Source organism: Citrobacter sp. MGH103 (assembly GCF_001034475.2).
In the GTDB taxonomy this organism is placed as follows: Bacteria; Pseudomonadota; Gammaproteobacteria; order Enterobacterales; family Enterobacteriaceae; genus Citrobacter; species Citrobacter freundii.
This window is the reverse complement of sequence record NZ_CP073043.1, coordinates 2,311,321-2,329,671: the sequence shown is the minus strand read 5'-3', so window position 1 is coordinate 2,329,671 and position 18,351 is coordinate 2,311,321. Positions and strand designations below refer to the sequence as shown.

The 18,351-nt window shown below is 48.7% G+C and carries 16 protein-coding genes, 2 pseudogenes and 1 other annotated feature; of the genes and pseudogenes, 9 read left to right on the top strand and 9 right to left on the bottom strand.

The features are described from left to right. Positions 1-305 precede the first annotated feature (305 nt). Complete coding sequence (locus SK33_RS11285; protein WP_046275913.1) at positions 306-1,730, top strand: DNA cytosine methyltransferase; 1,425 nt, start codon at positions 306-308, stop codon at positions 1,728-1,730. A 34-nt stretch (positions 1,731-1,764) separates the two neighbouring features. Here SK33_RS11285 and SK33_RS11280 read toward each other — a convergent pair whose 3' ends face one another. The 5 genes and pseudogenes from SK33_RS11280 to rnm all read right to left on the bottom strand — a co-directional run bounded on the left by SK33_RS11280 (position 1,765) and on the right by rnm (position 6,484). Beyond that, positions 1,765-2,973, bottom strand: coding sequence for a type II restriction endonuclease (locus SK33_RS11280; RefSeq protein ID WP_046275915.1), 1,209 nt, complete (start codon positions 2,971-2,973; stop codon positions 1,765-1,767). A 251-nt stretch (positions 2,974-3,224) separates the two neighbouring features. Then, positions 3,225-3,638 (bottom strand): annotated as a pseudogene (locus tag SK33_RS11275) (integrase); the annotation flags it as partial. A gap of 128 nt (positions 3,639-3,766) precedes the next feature. Next, the gene (locus SK33_RS11270) at positions 3,767-4,210 is read right to left on the bottom strand and encodes a hypothetical protein (protein ID WP_048217850.1); all 444 of its coding nucleotides are present in this window, start codon (positions 4,208-4,210) and stop codon (positions 3,767-3,769) included. A 778-nt stretch (positions 4,211-4,988) separates the two neighbouring features. After that, positions 4,989-5,609, bottom strand: coding sequence for an L-threonylcarbamoyladenylate synthase (locus SK33_RS11265; RefSeq protein WP_003020628.1), 621 nt, complete (start codon positions 5,607-5,609; stop codon positions 4,989-4,991). Further along, positions 5,606-6,484 carry an RNase RNM gene (gene rnm, locus SK33_RS11260; protein WP_032949412.1) on the bottom strand — a complete coding sequence of 293 codons (879 nt, stop codon included), beginning with the start codon at positions 6,482-6,484 and terminating at the stop codon, positions 5,606-5,608. Before rnm ends, SK33_RS11265 begins: the two co-directional genes overlap by 4 nt. A 135-nt stretch (positions 6,485-6,619) precedes the next feature. Here rnm and trpL point away from each other — a divergent pair, with 135 nt between their 5' ends. The 6 genes from trpL to trpA all read left to right on the top strand — a co-directional run bounded on the left by trpL (position 6,620) and on the right by trpA (position 13,288). Further along, positions 6,620-6,664 (top strand): trp operon leader peptide, encoded by a 45-nt coding sequence (trpL, locus tag SK33_RS11255; RefSeq protein ID WP_191229385.1) that lies wholly within the window; start codon positions 6,620-6,622, stop codon positions 6,662-6,664. Beyond that, positions 6,641-6,735, top strand: a sequence feature (Trp leader region). Its footprint overlaps the gene before it by 24 nt. 23 nt (positions 6,736-6,758) lie before the next feature. Next, positions 6,759-8,321 carry an anthranilate synthase component 1 gene (locus SK33_RS11250; protein ID WP_003020636.1) on the top strand — a complete coding sequence of 521 codons (1,563 nt, stop codon included), beginning with the start codon at positions 6,759-6,761 and terminating at the stop codon, positions 8,319-8,321. Further along, on the top strand, positions 8,321-9,916 hold the full coding sequence (trpD, locus tag SK33_RS11245; RefSeq protein ID WP_003020639.1) for a bifunctional anthranilate synthase glutamate amidotransferase component TrpG/anthranilate phosphoribosyltransferase TrpD: 1,596 nt from the start codon (positions 8,321-8,323) through the stop codon (positions 9,914-9,916). Before SK33_RS11250 ends, trpD begins: the two co-directional genes overlap by 1 nt. Before the next feature lie 3 nt (positions 9,917-9,919). Next, positions 9,920-11,278 carry a bifunctional indole-3-glycerol-phosphate synthase TrpC/phosphoribosylanthranilate isomerase TrpF gene (gene trpCF / locus SK33_RS11240; RefSeq protein ID WP_048218886.1) on the top strand — a complete coding sequence of 453 codons (1,359 nt, stop codon included), beginning with the start codon at positions 9,920-9,922 and terminating at the stop codon, positions 11,276-11,278. A gap of 10 nt (positions 11,279-11,288) precedes the next feature. Further along, positions 11,289-12,482: a tryptophan synthase subunit beta gene (gene trpB / locus SK33_RS11235; protein ID WP_003020645.1), complete on the top strand. Its 1,194-nt coding sequence runs from the start codon at positions 11,289-11,291 to the stop codon at positions 12,480-12,482. Beyond that, positions 12,482-13,288 (top strand): tryptophan synthase subunit alpha, encoded by an 807-nt coding sequence (gene trpA / locus SK33_RS11230; protein ID WP_003020647.1) that lies wholly within the window; start codon positions 12,482-12,484, stop codon positions 13,286-13,288. Before trpB ends, trpA begins: the two co-directional genes overlap by 1 nt. Positions 13,289-13,320: 32 nt before the next feature. Here the strand turns inward: trpA and SK33_RS11225 are convergent, their stop codons facing one another. Together SK33_RS11225 and SK33_RS11220 are read right to left on the bottom strand one after the other, a co-directional pair. Then, positions 13,321-14,793 carry a GGDEF domain-containing protein gene (locus SK33_RS11225; RefSeq protein WP_032935568.1) on the bottom strand — a complete coding sequence of 491 codons (1,473 nt, stop codon included), beginning with the start codon at positions 14,791-14,793 and terminating at the stop codon, positions 13,321-13,323. 186 nt (positions 14,794-14,979) lie between these two features. Beyond that, a complete protein-coding gene (locus tag SK33_RS11220) occupies positions 14,980-15,255 on the bottom strand; it encodes a hypothetical protein (protein WP_048217860.1) in 276 nt (91 codons plus the stop codon). Positions 15,256-15,515: 260 nt separating this feature from the next. Between SK33_RS11220 and SK33_RS11215 the strand changes: the two genes are divergently transcribed. After that, entirely contained in the window at positions 15,516-15,953 is a 438-nt protein-coding gene (locus tag SK33_RS11215; RefSeq protein WP_226794989.1) for a hypothetical protein, read from the top strand. 72 nt (positions 15,954-16,025) lie between these two features. On the opposite strand, the gene SK33_RS11210 is transcribed toward SK33_RS11215, so the two are convergent. Then, on the bottom strand, positions 16,026-16,742 hold the full coding sequence (locus SK33_RS11210) for a YebC/PmpR family DNA-binding transcriptional regulator (RefSeq protein ID WP_003020658.1): 717 nt from the start codon (positions 16,740-16,742) through the stop codon (positions 16,026-16,028). Positions 16,743-17,310: 568 nt separating this feature from the next. Further along, on the bottom strand, positions 17,311-17,964 hold the full coding sequence (ompW, locus tag SK33_RS11205) for an outer membrane protein OmpW (protein ID WP_003843996.1): 654 nt from the start codon (positions 17,962-17,964) through the stop codon (positions 17,311-17,313). Positions 17,965-18,247: 283 nt separating this feature from the next. Here ompW and SK33_RS26430 point away from each other — a divergent pair. After that, positions 18,248-18,334, top strand: a pseudogene (locus SK33_RS26430) (YkgJ family cysteine cluster protein); the annotation flags it as partial. Positions 18,335-18,351: the final 17 nt, after the last annotated feature.

Below are 18,351 nucleotides of genomic sequence, written 5' to 3'. Positions count from 1 at the left end.
TTGGAAGATCATGATTAATTGCCTGCTGATATTCGGCGAAGATACCAGTGTGTAAGGCGGGGCTCTTTTGAACGGTGCTTAACTCTTTAAGCATCGGCGCTATAAACCACCTTACTAACATCAGTTTTCGTTAGTATCAATCTGATCTGAAAAGGATTTCTTAGTCTTGCGTGCAGTATCATTGGAGACAGCTTTCAAGTATTGACAGAAATCACATTAAACACTGTTTAAATACCCAGTAATAAAATTTCCATCTGGGTTAAATGAGTGATAGAGTGTCACTCATAAGACCCATTGGAGGCGTTATGTCAGAATTTGAATTACTGGCGCAGGATCTGCTTGAAAAAGTTGAAGTAGAAGAAAAGCAGCGACAGGAAAATGATAGAAAACTTATTGAACAGGTACTGGAGATCTATGACCAGAAGTTTGTGGCAGAGCTCTTAAGAAAAGTTGGTAAAAATGATTGGAGCCGGGAAACGCTTAACCGTTGGATCAATGATAAATGCTCCCCTAGGTCACTGATCTCAGCCGAGGAGGCACTTCTTCGAAAAATGCTTCCAGAACCACCAGCAAATCATCCAGAGTACGCGTTTCGTTTCGTTGATCTGTTTGCCGGGATTGGCGGGATTCGTAAGGGATTCGAAGCAATCGGGGGCCAGTGTGTCTTTACAAGCGAATGGAACAAACAAGCGGTACGCACCTATAAAGCTAACTGGTTTAATGACGAGCAAGCGCATACATTTAATCTCGATATCCGAGAAGTCACCCTTAGTGACAAGCCTGAGGTATCAGAGACAGATGCTTATGCCTATATCGACGAAAATGTTCCAGACCATGATGTGCTTTTGGCTGGCTTCCCCTGCCAGCCCTTCAGCCTTGCGGGAGTGAGTAAGAAAAATTCGTTGGGTCGCGCACATGGTTTTGAGTGTGAGGCGCAAGGAACACTTTTCTTTGATGTAGCGCGTATTATCCGGGCAAAAAAACCAGCCATTTTTGTGCTTGAGAACGTCAAAAACCTGAAGAGCCATGACAAAGGTAAAACCTTTAAGGTCATCATGGAAACGCTTGACGAGTTGGGCTATGAAGTTGCCGATGCAAATGACATGGGGAAAAGTGATCCTAAAGTCATAGATGGTAAGCGTTTTCTTCCTCAGCATCGTGAACGTATCGTTCTGGTGGGTTTCCGTCGCGACCTGAATATTCACAATGGCTTTACCCTCCGCGATGTCAGTCGATTTTATCCCGAACGACGCCCAGCATTTGGTGAGCTACTGGAACCAGTGGTTGATAGTAAATATATCCTGACGCCTAAACTCTGGGAGTACCTTTACAACTATGCTAAAAAGCATGCAGCTAAGGGCAACGGTTTTGGTTTTGGTCTCGTTAACCCTGAAGATAAAGAAAGCGTGGCCCGCACACTTTCTGCCCGTTATCATAAAGATGGATCCGAGATTCTGATAGATCGTGGCTGGGATATGGCAGCAGGTGAAGTCGATTTTTCTAACGCTGAAAACCAAGCTCGCCGCCCACGTAGACTGACTCCCCGCGAGTGCGCACGCCTCATGGGCTTTGAAACGCCAGGCGGCAAGCCTTTCAGGATTCCGGTTTCTGACACACAGTCATACCGTCAATTCGGTAACTCCGTTGTGGTCCCTGTCTTTGAAGCAGTAGCCAGACTACTGGAGCCTTACATTCTCAAGGCTGTTTCTGCCAAAACCGATAAAGCATAAAGGATACTCCCGGCTTTCACATGCCGGGAGCTTCTTATGGCAGTTCTGCGTAAAGGCCTGTAAGTTCAGCGATAAAAGCCCCCAACGTCATTAGTTCACCTCTCACCGCTTCCGGATATTTCCTGTGTAGTGATGATGGTACAACCAGCTTTACCCCTGCATCCCGCATTTCACTATGCTGAGCCTGAGAAACTCCCTCCTGTAGAGTGAAAAGGTGTATCTGCCTGATTTTATCCGCCTCGTTTAATATCTGACGCCAGCGGTCTTTGCATGTTGTCTTAACGGCTAACATACGGAGTTTTTCTTCGGGATATCCGATATTGTGGTAAGCCTCAGCAGATGGGAACAGAAAGTCAGGTTTTTTATTGCCCTCAGTTACTGCCTGCGTAGCGAAGTGTCGTAAACCATGCTCAACGAAAAGATGTTCAAGATGTAGCTCAAGTGACTTTCCAGCTCTTGATTTTCGGCGATTACTGACGGAATTAGCCAGTGCAATAAACTCATCGACAGAGCCAAATCCCTTACGAATGATGTCCAGTACGTGGAACTCTTCTACCAGCAGAAAAATGTCGTACTCTATACGGCGTCGATCAATCAACTGTTCGTCTGGGTCATTGGAGTTTTTTGCGTAGTGCCCGCCAGCATACTGGATAATTTCACTTCCTGATGGGAACTGCTGCTTCCAAGCGTCAGGAATATTGTATTTATGATTCACTGGGGCATGTTGTAGAGACAATCCCCCCAGAATTTCACCGGATGGCCCAAATATAAGCGTTCCAGGGATGACTTCCCCTATAACGGACTCAATAATATTCTCTTCATCAGGATTGACGCAGACCCATATGTTCACCTCTGAACTATCACCGCCTTGTTCATCCTGCTTAAACGCCAGAAGCGTAAGGGCTCCTGTATTTTCAGGATCCTGGAGTGGGCTTCCTCTTCCCCAGCGAGTGATTCTTCTCTCATTCCGGGTCCCGCCAAAAAAACGATTATTGTAATAAATAGCCCGAGCTTCACTGTCCGGATACTCATGTGATGAAACATGCGCGGTTAGAAAAACAGACGGGTTCAGTTCTTGAGTATTGTTGATGGACGGAAGTAGTTTTTCAGCGATGTCGGAAGAAATATATAGTCCTACCTGATGTCCACCTGTTGCGCCAGTATCATTGGCAGACAATCGTTTGATATAGAGAAAGTAATTGTCACCAGCTATCCTAAGCAGCCAGTCCTGAAAAACCGACATAAGCATCCCTCTGTTGTTTGAAAGTTCAAAGTTCAATTTTTCCACAGAAACGCAGGGGCAGCCAGCAAAGTTTCCTTGATTAATTAAGTGAATAAGCGCAGATGTGACTATCACGTAGCTGAATGCATATACCCCCCAGGATGCATGCATCGTCAGCTCTTGGCATTTGATTCCTCGCAAGCAGATCGAAGTATCTTGCACTTCAAATGGGATACAAAGCTGACTTTCGGTCAGCTTAATCTCTTTGTAAACTACACCCAACTGATACCGTCAATCACATAAAAAACTGAGGAAAGCGGGAACGTATGCAGGTAACGTTTAGTTATCCCGCCACTCTTTTCATGCCCTACAGTTTGTTGCAGATGCAGTATATTGGTCATCCAACCACCCATTGCGGATGAACAGACGCTGTGGCGGATCGAATGCAGTAACCGTCGCTGTCCATAATCATCCAAATACGGGATACCAAGCTGATCACGCAGATCAGCAAACACTTTACCGATCTTTGTCATATTCGTACCTGCCACTTCTGAGAATATCCGCTCTTTCCACTGGCGATCAACGTACTCCATGAAACCCCATTCGATTAACTTAGGGTGGATGACTACCTGCCTTGTAGCATTCTCAGTTTTCCCCTGCCCGCCTTCAGCAATTAGGAAATAGAAAACGTAAAGCTCTCCGTCTTGCCACGATGGAGTAGATGTTCACATATTGCTGTGCTGAGTATCCTTATAATGAGCATGTATTTAGGATTCATCATATCCATTCGATGAACCAAGAACCAACAGTACCCCTAAGCTTTCGATTTTTTCTTGCAACTTTTGCTGTCATATAGCGTCACAGAAATAGGTTCCCCCTCTTTATTCTCAACGGATACTAAAACAACGGCATTTTTACTCATAATCAGTGATCTTATTGAAGGGTTATTACAAACCAATATCCCTTTTATGCCGTGGTCACTGCCAGCCACATCATTGATAAAACCTGCATCAGTTGAATCAACTCTCACTGTATAGTTGAGAGAATCTATACGTTGCGCAGGAAGTTTAACGACCTTATTTCCTGTTTCCACTATCGGGACATAACCATCTAGTGTTGAAATTTTCACGCTGGTTATGGTGAAGAACTGTTTCAAGAAATCAGGTGGGATAACAATCTTCGTTTTTTGAGTATCTCCTGTCACATCGGCAAATGCCAAAGAACTTATAAAACAAACAAGTAGGGCTAATATTTTCATCACATTTCCCTTGTATTGCCAGACATGACAGGAAACCAGCTTCATTTGCTTATGATGTGGCTAAAGGCTTTGAGAGGATATGCTGGAGCTGGCAATAGAGCCAACTCTGGCACATATTTATCTGCTCTATGCGTTAGCGACTGCGTACAACACGTCTACCAGCTTTACAGCGTCCACATCATTCCAGACCCAATAGGATGATAACTGATGATGGTTGTCGCTATCAGGCGTCCCTAAGACGCCCTGCACTATGGCTTGATGATCTTGGGATGCAGTAACGCGTACACTATTTGCCATTTGCATAAAGCAAGTTAGCCCCTTGAGATCATCACGCCGGATATTTTTCTTATGCGTGTCCACATTCTGTGATGTAACTGTAATCTGCATTGCTTCTGCTCTCTGATAGTTAAGATTCGGTGTAAGCACTGTATTTCAGATTATCCAGTGCACTGAAAATGTGCAACTAACAGGTTTTAGACAATAGAAGTCAATAAGCCCCAATAGCTTTAAGGAAACATACGAAACGTAGTAACCTTGACAGAGTTATGTGAAGCATAAGTAATAAAAGGCAGGGTTAAAGTGTGCATACATAATGAGAGTCTAGATGTGTCTAATGGCTGTCACACAAGCTGGTAACAGCCATTAACCGAAATACGTTAAGTCATTGATTACGCATGATTTAATATTTTTCTTGTGCGCCTTCACAGGCGTCGAACAGGAGAATCAACGGCGCCAATCAGCGCCATTTTAAGGCCGCGTAGTATAGCGGTTCGCGCCCTTATAAGAAAGGTTTAACGTCACCGACGCCTTCACGCAACACCACCGGAGAATCGTCGGTTAAATCAATGACCGTGGTCGGCTGCTGGCCGAGATATCCGCCGTGGATAATTAAATCCACCTGTTTCTCCAGGCGGTCTTTAATTTCTTCCGGATCTGACTCGGTAAATTCGCTACCCGGCAGCATCAGTGACGTGGAGAGCATCGGCTCGCCCAGCGCTTCAAGCAGCGCCAGTGCTATCGGGTTTGAGGGTACACGCAGGCCGATGGTCTTACGTTTTTCTTGCAACAAGCGGCGCGGAACCTCTTTCGTCCCCTTCAGGATGAAGGTGTAGTTGCCCGGCGTGTTGTTTTTAATTAAACGGAAGGCCACGTTGTCGACAAACGAATAGGTCGACAGTTCAGACAGGTCACGACACATCAGCGTAAAGTTGTGCCCGTCCGGCAGGTGACGGATGCGGCAAATGCGCTCCATTGCGCCTTTATCTTCAATTTTGCAGCCCAACGCATAGCCGGAATCGGTTGGATAGACGATCACCCCACCTTTACGCACGATTTCAACGGCCTGATTGATCAGGCGCTGCTGCGGGTTTTCGGGATGAATATAAAAAAACTGGCTCATACTTTCCTCTCTGTGATCTCGGGCTGCTCCCAAAGTTGCCAGACGCCTTCTACGCCTGCGGGCAACCAAAGTTTACGACCCAACTCAATCCATGGGCAGGGTAGATGAAAATCAGACCCTTGCGATGCCCACAATTGATGCTGACGCGCAAGCGTCGCCAGATGGGTGCGTTCATTGGGAGACTGCTGACACTGCGCTACTTCCATCGCGTCACCGCGATGTTCAGCAAAATGTGCAACCAGTCTTTTCAGCCACTTAGCGCTAAGATCGTACCGCCCAGGATGAGCCAGAACAGCCTTACCGCCAGAATGATGAATGACATCAATAGCTTGTTCTATTGTACACCACTGTGGCGGAACGTAACCGGTTTTCCCACGGGCAAGATATTTTTTAAAGACATCCGCCATGGTTGTGGCTTTGCCACATTCCACCAGGAAACGCGCAAAATGGCCCCGCGTAACCGCCCCGCCATCAGCCAGGCGCAACGCCCCTTCCCACGCGCCGGGGATATGCGCTTTGTCGAGTCGTTCGGCAATCAGGCGCGCACGCTGCTGACGACGTTCCGTTTGTTGCGCCAGAAAATCGCACATCATGGGATGGGCGATATCAATGTTCAGACCCACTATATGGATCTCATGGTTTTCCCAGACAGTTGATATCTCGACACCAGGTATCAAATTTAACGCTAATCCCGAACGTGAAATTTCTTCTCTTGCCGCCGCAATGCCCGCCGTGGTGTCATGATCGGTGATCGCCAGTGTACCGACTCGCATCTCTACCGCACGGTGTACTAAGGCTTCTGGGGTTAATCGCCCATCGGAGGCTGTAGTATGACTATGCAGGTCATAAATCACTGCGTAATTCGTGTCGCTCAAGGCGGCTCCCGTTTCAATAAATGTCGTAACACGCCCATCATAGCGGTTTCGGCAAATATACTGAAATCAGGTGTTGACTTTATCCCACCGAACCAGTTAACTAGTACGCAAGTTCACATGAAGAAGGTATCTGAAATGAAAGCAACATTTTTTCTGCACGGTTGGTGGCGCACTTCCTGATTTCGGGCAGTGTCTTACGTCTGCAATTTGCAACCAGATACCCGGCCCGCCTAATGAGCGGGCTTTTTTTTGAACAAAATTAATGAGAATAACGATGCAAACACAAAAACCGATACTCGAACTGCTTGCCTGCGATGCCGCCTACCGTGAAAATCCGACATCGCTGTTTCATCAGGTGTGTGGCGCACGTCCGGCAACGCTGCTGTTGGAATCTGCAGATATCGACAGCAAAGACGATCTGAAGAGCTTGCTGCTAGTAGACAGCGCATTGCGCATTACCGCTCTTGGTGACACTGTCACCATTCAGGCGTTATCCACAAACGGCGCGTCGCTGCTGCCCTTGCTGGATGCTGCCCTGCCCGCTGGCGTTGAGAATGAAAAACAGACGAATGGTCGTCATCTGCGATTCCCTGCCGTCAGCCCGCTGTTGGATGAAGACGCCCGTTTATGTTCTCTTTCCGTATTTGATGCTTTTCGCTTACTGCAGGGGCTGGTGAATGTTCCTGTGCAAGAACGTGAAGCGATGTTCTTCGGCGGTCTGTTTTCCTACGACCTGGTTGCCGGTTTTGAAGATTTACCTCAGCTTGAAGCGGGCAACCGTTGTCCTGACTACTGCTTCTATCTGGCAGAAACGCTGATGGTTATCGACCACCAGAAAAAAAGCACCCGAATTCAGGCCAGTGTTTTTACCCCCAATGATGCGGAGAAACAGCGTCTTAACGCCCGTCTGGCGCAGCTGAGCCAACAGCTTACCGAGCCTGCGCCGCCGCTGCCCGTTACTGAAGTCCCGCAGATGCGCTGCGAATGCAATCAGAGCGATGAAGAGTTTGGCGCCGTGGTGCGTGGGATGCAAAAAGCGATTCGCGCGGGCGAAATTTTCCAGGTGGTTCCGTCCCGCCGTTTCTCGCTGCCCTGCCCGTCACCGCTGGCAGCCTACTATGTGCTGAAGAAAAGTAACCCCAGCCCATACATGTTTTTCATGCAGGACAACGATTTTACGCTGTTTGGCGCCTCCCCGGAAAGCTCGCTGAAATACGATGCCACCAGCCGCCAGATTGAGATCTACCCGATTGCCGGCACTCGTCCGCGCGGTCGTCGTGCGGACGGTTCGCTTGACCGCGACCTTGACAGCCGTATCGAGCTGGAAATGCGTACCGACCATAAAGAGCTTTCTGAGCACCTGATGCTGGTTGACCTTGCGCGTAACGACCTGGCGCGCATCTGTACGCCTGGCAGCCGCTATGTTGCTGACCTCACCAAAGTCGATCGTTACTCCTTCGTTATGCACCTGGTTTCGCGCGTGGTCGGCGAGCTGCGTAGCGATCTGGATGTGCTGCACGCTTACCGCGCCTGTATGAATATGGGCACGTTAAGCGGAGCGCCAAAAGTTCGCGCTATGCAGCTTATCGCCGAGGCAGAAGGTCGTCGCCGTGGTAGCTACGGCGGCGCAGTAGGTTACTTCACGGCTCATGGCGATCTGGATACTTGTATTGTCATTCGCTCCGCCCTCGTGGAAGACGGTATTGCCACCGTACAAGCCGGTGCCGGAATTGTTCTGGATTCTGTACCGCAGTCTGAAGCCGATGAAACCCGTAATAAAGCGCGCGCGGTTCTGCGTGCTATCGCCACCGCGCACCACGCACAGGAGACCTTCTAATGGCTGACATTCTGCTGCTCGATAATATCGACTCTTTTACCTATAACCTGGCGGATCAGCTGCGTACTAATGGTCACAACGTGGTGATTTACCGCAACCATATTCCGGCCCAGACGTTGATTGACCGCTTAGCAACGATGAAAAATCCTGTGCTGATGCTCTCTCCAGGCCCAGGTGCGCCAAGCGAAGCAGGTTGCATGCCGGAGCTGTTAACCCGTCTGCGAGGCAAGCTGCCAATCATCGGCATTTGTCTGGGACATCAGGCCATTGTTGAGGCCTATGGTGGATATGTGGGCCAGGCTGGAGAAATCCTGCACGGCAAAGCGTCCAGCATTGAACACGACGGTCAGGCAATGTTTGCTGGTCTGGCTAATCCGCTGCCGGTGGCACGCTATCATTCGCTGGTTGGCAGCAACGTTCCGGCAGGATTAACCATTAACGCCCACTTTAACGGCATGGTGATGGCGGTGCGTCACGATACCGATCGCGTCTGCGGCTTCCAGTTCCATCCGGAATCCATTCTGACCACCCAGGGCGCGCGTTTGCTGGAACAAACGCTGGCCTGGGCGCAACAGAAGCTTGAACAAACCAATACGTTGCAACCAATTCTGGAGAAACTGTATCAGGCCCAAACGCTGTCCCAGCAGGAAAGCCACCAGCTGTTCTCTGCCGTGGTACGCGGTGAACTGAAGCCGGAACAACTGGCTGCGGCGCTGGTGAGCATGAAAATTCGTGGTGAACACCCGAATGAAATTGCCGGTGCGGCAACCGCGCTACTGGAAAACGCCGCTCCGTTCCCGCGTCCTGATTATCTGTTTGCCGATATTGTCGGTACCGGCGGCGACGGCAGCAACAGCATCAATATTTCTACCGCGAGCGCCTTTGTTGCAGCGGCTTGCGGACTGAAAGTTGCCAAACACGGCAACCGCAGCGTCTCCAGCAAGTCAGGCTCTTCGGATCTGTTAGCGGCATTTGGCATCAATCTGGATATGAACGCCGACAAATCACGTCAGGCGCTTGACGATCTCGGCGTGTGCTTTCTGTTTGCGCCGAAATACCACACCGGTTTTCGCCATGCCATGCCGGTACGCCAGCAGTTGAAAACCCGCACGCTGTTTAACGTGCTCGGCCCGTTGATTAACCCGGCACATCCGCCGCTGGCGCTGATCGGCGTTTACAGCCCGGAGCTGGTGCTGCCGATTGCCGAAACGCTGCGCGTGCTCGGATATCAGCGGGCAGCCGTAGTGCACAGTGGTGGCATGGACGAAGTTTCGCTGCATGCACCGACCATTGTGGCAGAGCTGCACGATGGGGAAATCAAGAGTTATCAACTGACGGCAGAAGACTTTGGCCTGACGCCTTACCACCAGGAACAGCTGGCTGGCGGCACGCCGGAAGAAAACCGTGACATTCTTAGTCGCTTGTTACAAGGTAAAGGTGAAGCCGCTCATGAAGCCGCTGTTGCCGCGAATGTCGCCATGTTAATGCGCTTGCACGGTGAAGAAGATTTGAAAGCCAATGCGCAAACCGTGATTAATGTACTGCGCAGCGGTGCGGCCTATGACCGTGTCACTGCACTGGCAGCAAGAGGGTAAATGATGCAAACCGTTTTAGCGAAAATTGTCGCAGACAAGGCGATTTGGGTAGAAGCCCGCAAACAGCAACAACCGCTGGGCAGCTTTCAAAATGATGTTCAACCCAGCTCTCGTGATTTCTACGATGCGCTGCAAGGTGCGCGCACCGCCTTTATTCTGGAATGTAAAAAAGCATCTCCGTCAAAAGGCGTGATCCGTGATGACTTCGATCCGGCACAGATTGCGGGCGTATATAAACATTATGCTTCCGCGATTTCCGTACTGACCGATGAGAAATATTTCCAGGGCAGTTTTGATTTCCTGTCTATCGTCAGCCGCATCGCGCCGCAACCTGTTCTGTGTAAGGACTTTATTATCGATCCTTACCAGATTTACCTGGCGCGTTTCTACCAGGCGGACGCCTGTTTGTTGATGCTGTCGGTCCTCGATGATGAACAATATCGTCAACTCGCCGCCGTCGCCCACAGCCTGAAAATGGGCGTACTGACCGAAGTCAGCAACGAAGAAGAGCTGGAGCGTGCTATCGCGCTGGGCGCCAAAGTCGTTGGTATCAACAACCGCGATTTACGCGACTTGTCGATTGATTTGAATCGCACCCGCCAGCTTGCGCCGCGACTGGGCCACGGTGTGACCGTCATCAGCGAGTCCGGGATCAATACCTATGGTCAGGTGCGCGAGCTCAGCCACTTCGCCAACGGTTTTCTGATTGGTTCCGCGCTGATGTCGCATGATGATCTGCACGCCGCCGTGCGTCGCGTACTGCTCGGCGAGAATAAAGTCTGCGGTTTAACCCGGGCTCAGGATGCCAACGCGGCGTATAAATCCGGCGCGATTTATGGCGGACTGATTTTTGTACCCACATCGCCACGCGCGGTTAGCGTTGAGCAAGCGCGAGAGGTCATGACCGGCGCGCCGCTGCAATACGTCGGGGTGTTTCGCAACACAGAAATTATCGACGTACGTGAAACAGCGGCTGCTCTGGGACTCACGGCCGTGCAACTGCATGGTAGCGAAGATCAGGCCTACGTAGACGCGCTACGCAATGCGCTACCCGCACAGGTACAAATCTGGAAGGCGCTCAGCGTCAGCGATAAGTTGCCAGCCCGGGATTATCAGCATGTCGATAAATACGTATTCGACAACGGTCAGGGCGGCAGCGGGCAACGCTTCGACTGGTCACTTTTAGGCGGACAATCGCTGGATAACGTATTACTGGCTGGCGGACTTGGCGCAGATAACTGCGTTGACGCGGCAAAAACCGGCTGTGCCGGTCTCGATTTCAATTCTGGCGTAGAGTCACAGCCGGGCATCAAAGATGCACGTCTTCTGGCTTCGGTCTTTCAGACGCTGCGCGCATATTAAGGAAAAGGACATGACAACATTACTCAATCCGTATTTTGGTGAATTTGGCGGTATGTATGTGCCACAGATTCTGATGCCTGCCCTGCGCCAGCTGGAAGAAGCTTTTGTCAGCGCGCAAAAAGATCCTGAATTTCAGGCGCAGTTTACAGACCTGCTGAAAAACTATGCGGGTCGCCCAACCGCACTGACCAAGTGCCAGAACATCACTCAAGGCACCAACACGACGCTGTATCTCAAGCGTGAAGATTTACTGCACGGCGGCGCGCACAAAACCAACCAGGTGCTGGGCCAGGCGTTGCTGGCGAAGCGCATGGGTAAAACGGAAATTATCGCCGAAACAGGCGCGGGGCAGCACGGTGTTGCATCTGCTCTCGCCAGCGCACTGCTGGGGTTGAAATGCCGTATTTACATGGGCGCGAAAGATGTTGAACGTCAGTCGCCGAACGTTTTCCGTATGCGTTTGATGGGTGCAGAAGTTATCCCCGTTCACAGCGGTTCCGCAACGCTGAAAGATGCCTGTAACGAAGCGCTGCGCGACTGGTCTGGCAGCTACGATACCGCGCACTATATGCTCGGTACAGCGGCAGGTCCGCACCCCTTCCCGACTATTGTGCGTGAGTTCCAGCGGATGATCGGTGAAGAAACCAAGGCGCAGATTCTGGAAAAAGAAGGTCGTCTGCCGGACGCCGTTATCGCCTGCGTGGGCGGCGGTTCTAACGCCATCGGTATGTTCGCCGATTTTATTAATGAAACCAGCGTCGGTTTGATTGGCGTAGAGCCAGGCGGTCACGGGATTGAGTCTGGAGAACACGGCGCGCCGTTGAAACATGGTCGTGTCGGGATTTACTTCGGCATGAAGTCCCCGATGATGCAGACCGAAGAAGGACAGATTGAAGAGTCTTACTCTATTTCCGCCGGACTCGATTTCCCGTCGGTCGGGCCACAGCATGCGTACCTGAACAGCATTGGTCGCGCCGATTATGTTTCAATAACCGATGATGAAGCACTGGAAGCCTTCAAAACGCTGTGTCTGCACGAGGGGATTATTCCGGCACTGGAGTCCTCCCATGCCCTGGCGCACGCGTTGAAAATGATGCGTGAAAATCCGGAAAAAGAGCAGTTACTGGTGGTTAATCTCTCCGGTCGCGGCGACAAAGACATTTTCACCGTACACGATATTCTGAAAGCGCGAGGGGAAATCTGATGGAACGTTACGAAAACCTGTTTGCACAGCTGAAGGACCGCAAAGAAGGTGCTTTTGTCCCCTTCGTAACCCTGGGCGATCCGTCTGTTGAGCAGTCACTGAAAATCATTGATACGCTGATTGAAGCTGGTGCCGACGCGCTTGAACTCGGCATTCCGTTCTCCGATCCGCTGGCCGATGGCCCAACCATTCAGGAAGCCACTCTGCGTGCGTTTGCCGCCGGCGTCACACCATCGCAATGCTTTGAAATGCTGGCGCTGATTCGCCAGAAGCATCCGACGATTCCCATTGGGTTGCTGATGTATGCCAACCTGGTCTTCAGCAAGGGCATTGACGAGTTTTACGCCCAGTGCGAAAAAGTGGGTGTGGATTCTGTGTTGGTAGCCGATGTCCCTGTTGAGGAGTCTGCGCCATTCAGAACTGCTGCACTGCGTCACAACATCGCACCGATTTTCATCTGCCCGCCGAACGCTGATGAAGAACTGCTACGCCAGATTGCCTCTTACGGTCGCGGCTACACTTATCTGCTTTCACGTGCAGGCGTGACCGGTGCCGAAAATCGTGCGGCATTACCGCTGCATCATTTGGTTGAAAAGCTGAAACAATATGATGCTCCGCCTTCTTTACAGGGCTTCGGTATCTCTGCGCCTGAACAGGTAGCCGGAGCTATTGAAGCCGGTGCTGCCGGTGCAATTTCCGGCTCGGCAATTGTGAAAATCATTGAGAAAAATGTTGCGGCACCGGAACAGATGCTGGCTGAGCTGAAAGCGTTTGTCAGCACGATGAAAGCCGCCACCCACCAGTAAGTTAAATCAACCGCCAGAGACGTCTGGCGGTTTCACCCTTCTTCCGTGTGCTTCATTCTATACATAGCGCTATCCGCATTCTGAATGGCCACATCCAGTTCACCGTTCACCTCTGCAATTCCCCACGATACTGACAATGGCACGGTATGCCCATCCACCACAAACACATGACTGGTCACCTGCCCGCTAATACGTTGCGCGATTGCTATGGCGTCAGTTGCCTGCGATCGAAACAGCAGGATCATAAATTCATCCCCGCCGGTACGAATCACAATATCGTGGCTGGTGCGGGTGTTTGACAGCATCCTGTTGGCGATAATTTGCAACGCGCGATCGCCTGCCGCGTGGCCCCAGGTATCATTGACGGCCTTAAATTTATTGCAGTCCAGTAGCACCACCGAACAGTGTGATAAATCCCGACGCTTGATAATGTCGAGTATTCGGCGGTTAAAACAGCCGGTTAGAGTATCGATATAAACCTTGAGGTCGCTTTCGTTTAGCCATGACTTTAACGAGAAGCTAATGATGATGAAAAAGAACGGCGCCAGCAAGATAACAATCCCGGCATGTGTATCGCGCGCCATAAAACGGCCTAATGAAAGCGAATAGTGCAGCGCATATTTCTCCGAAAAATTGCGCACCAAATAGCTGGATTGCCCCGCACATTTGCCGGATAAGCAGAGGCTCTCTTTGTTGGTCAGATTCACTAACTCCACGTTCAATCCGGGAAGGATTTGATTATCAAACGCCTCGGCTAACGCTTCCTGCAGCTCAGGCTTCGAATGATCATAGACCAGATAGGCAACGATTTGGTCTGATATCTCCTTACCCGACAGATCGTAGATATAGCTCACTACGCTGTAGGCTTTTTCACCGGTAATTTTATCGGTATAGAAGTTTGTTGAACTGAGAGCTTTATTTTTGACGTTTTTTTGCAACAACCGGGTATAGAAATCGGTGGGCGGATAGAAAAAATGCGTTATATCCATCGCCATTTCGGAGTCAGAAAAACTGAAATTGCGCGAGTCAGAAGCCATAAACCAATAAAAATAATCTGAATTGCTGGCGATAATGTAACGGTGCGCATCGAAGCTGCCTGGATTTAGCTCATTAACCATTCCGCGAATGAACTCCGCCGCAGTATACATACACAGCGCATTATGGCTGGGTTGCTGAGCAATAATCGTCCCCGTTGCAGAATGAACCCGCTTTGGGTCGGCGTTAATTCCCCATTCATCTTTGTTTCGCGGAACAAACTGCGCCATAACACCACACTGTTCGCCGGTTTTGATGTGGTAATAACGCTCGCCAATCGCATCGGCAATCAGTTCATTATCGTTAAAAATGTCCAACATGTGAGCTTGCAGGCGGCTAACGCCTTCACTGGCGGCAGCCATACGCTGTTCATAAATGATAAACAGAAACAACGAGGTAAAAATCAACGTAATGAGCCCGGATACCAGCAGAGCCTGCCTGTTTCTGAGCTTATCCTGCACAATCTTCACGAGTCCACCCTGATAGTTAACAGTATTGCCAAATCGGTTACCCGTTTATGTTGTTGCATAACAGCGTTGTACGTTGATAGAGGATGTTTGCCACTCCGAAGCAGGTACGTTGATGTAGCCCGCAATCGCGCGCTTAGGTTACAGATTTATACAATAAAAGCGCATATTTGTTAACATAAACGCAAACTAATCATCACCTTCGATAGGATACCCTGCCCGCCGGATGGCCTCGCGGCAGTCGTTTACGCCTGCGGCATAGCCCACCTCAATCTCACAAACCGGACTTGCGCTGCAATAAGGTAGTGTAACCGGAGTCGCAATAAGTTTCTCCAGCGCCTCAATTTTATCCATGTAAAGCAATAATTCACGTGCAACACTCACGGCAAACGCTGCCGTTTGATCCTCGTAGAACGGTTCCAGAAGTGTGATTTTTTGCTGTAGCAGATGGCGGGTCAACATCATCAGCAATACCCTCAAAGTTGGTTTGCTTAAAGAGTAGCACTACATCAAAGGGGAGAAAGGCAGGATGTTTTCCCCAGAATTTTTTAAATGAAGAACGAGGGGAATTTTTCCTGGCTGCTAACCACGGGCAGGTATGCCCGGAATCTATACAGTTCAGTCGTTTTGGTTGTGCAACCATTAATGAAGTTGACTTCAAAAAGTCCCTTGCGAGACACTGAAGGAAAGCATGCCAAATATGGGTGAACTTGTTGAGACATCTGTTGATTAAATTAGTTATGTTAAGCGTTGGATTTTTAAGCGCTGGGGACATACTGGCAAATACTCCGGAACAGGTAATCACCGCTTTCCAGAGGGATTATAAATATTGGAATGACCAGTCATTTCAGAGAAATCAGAACTACGGAAAGCAAGAAGTTATGCTCCTGGCCCAGAAGGGTTGGAATGAGCTTTTGAATAAATATACAAAACCTGGTTTTCAGGGCGAGCCTATAGCTTTTGGTTCTGAGTCTAGTCATGATCCTGAGCAAGAGAACATCATATCGGTTCAGATTTCTGAAAAAGTAGCGACCGTGACGACCAGATTATCGAGGCAGTATTATTCACCTATTTATGAATATCAATTGTCCAAAGAGAATGATACCTGGTACCTATCTCAGATATTTTTAGTTGATGATGATGGAAAATATCCGAGTTTGTAATAAATAGTGCACTCATTACAACTTTATGAGTTAAAGAAATCTGCCATAATGACAGATTTCTTTAATCTATCATTAGAGATTTGCAACGTTATGATATACTTTTTGAACATCATCGTCATCTTCAAGAGCATCAACAAGCCCTGCAAAGACTTCTAAATCTTCTGGTGAAAGTTCAATTTCTGATTGAGCAATCATTTCTAATTCTGTGGTTGAAAACTCAGTAATTCCTGCTGCTTTTAGAGCTGCAATGCCTTTGTGAAGATCTGTAGATTCAGTATAAATAACGATGTTTCCTTCTTCCTCGGTTACATCACGAACATCTACTTCAGCATTAAGCAGAATTTCAAAAATATGGTCAGGGTCTGTCCCTTCAAATACAATTACTCCGGTATTGTCAAACATATAGCTGACAGAACCCGCCGCTCCGATATTCCCGCCTTTTTTATTAAAAATTGAGCGGACATTAGCAATCGTACGGTTAACGTTTGAAGTCAATGTTTCAGCGATAATCAGTGAGCCACTGGGACCAAAGCCTTCATAACGCCCTTGCACGAACGTTTCATCGCTGCCGCCTTTGGCTTTATCAATGGCTTTATCAATAACGTGTTTTGGAACCTGCGCTTGTTTCGCACGTTCAATAACGAATTTTAAAGATGTATTTAATTCTGGGTCTGGTTCGCCTTGTTTAGCAGCAGCATAAATTTCTACACCGAATTTTGCATATACATTAGACGTTGCACCGTCTTTAGCTGTTTTTTTAGCAACAATATTTGCCCACTTACGTCCCACTGGAATGATCTCCTCGAAAATTCATTTACATTATTGAATGGTAAATAATCTGCCATCACATTATATCATGATGTATAAACCTTAGTCCATGAAAAATAAAATAGCCAAATTTTACGATATGTTACTTTAATTTTATCAATAGGTAACATTTTGGATAAGTTATCCCCTTATTATCTGCAGGTTCTTTTTTGTACGTAATAAATGAGCCGCAGCAATAATGCATAAGAGAATAGAAACAAAAGCGATATTCCAGATAAACACACTGGCTATTAAAGTTACCGCGGTACTGCTTAAAGAGAGCGCTACAAGTCATCTTGCACAGCGCCTTATTTGATAGTGTGTTCGTTTAGTACCGGGACAAGATACTTAGCCTATATTTACTCCACCACTCCAACAAAGGGAAATGCTAAATGGGTGGAGCGGTACAACCAGCATCTCTGACTGATGTATTCAGAAGCACACGTGACTCAGTTGACTACGGCTGGTCAAAATAACGATACGCGTGGAAAAGAATGGAAAAAACTGGTCATTTGATGACCAGTTTTGCAGAGGAGTTTTGCAGAAGAACTTAAAAACGATAACCCGCAGAGAACATAAACACCCACGGATCGAGGCGTACACTGTCGCTATAACGGGCTTGCGGCAGAACAGCACCATTAGATTTGTACTTCGCAGTAGTATCGATATCCATGTACCAGACCGACATGTTAATCAGCCAGTCGCGGTTAATCAGATAGTCCATACCGACTTGCCCTGCTGCACCCCAGGAATCTTTCAGACTCAGGTCCGATAATCCTGTTTCTTTACCGTTATCGTTAAAGCCTTCATCGAAGAAGGTCGTGTAGTTCACACCAACACCTACGTACGGACGCAGTTTACTGCTGGAGTCACCGAAGTACCACTGTGCCATTAACGTCGGCGGCAAATGATGTACGGTGGCAATATCACCCGTTGCTGCAGTACCAATTTTATGGCGGAACGGTGTAGCCGCCAGTAATTCAACACCGATATTGTCGGTTGCCATGTAGGTAAATGTCAGACCCAACTGCGTGTTATTGCTGACATCAAAGCCACCCAAGCTGCCCAGCGTACCACCTGCACCTTCCGTCGGCCTGACGGTGGCTGAACCTGCACGAATAAAGAACTCTCCAGCTTCATGCGCAAATGCGTTACCAGAGAGAAGAGTTGTTAAAGCCAATGCTGCAACTGTTAATTTTTTCATGTCCGCTCCATCGTTATGGTTATAAAAGCGGAATGAATATACCTACTTTGGAGTAATAAATGATCTAACATGGATCACATTGACTTTGATAATTTAACATTTATTGATCCAGATTAAGTTAGAACTTGCATTCAAAATCCTGGTTAAATTAATTCAGATCAATTTTGATATATTTTCAATGTGCAAGTACCTCCAGCTCATTGCTGATGGGTGATGGTTATCCGCACGCGATGCGCAGATAACAAACAGCGTTCATGCACGACGCTGAAGTCATAGCCAAAAATTACCGCAGCTTTACAAAGATATGCTTTTCCATACATCGCGCGATGCTGCCACTGTAGAGTTATCCAGGGTACAATTGCCCGCAAATGAACACCTGCAAAACTC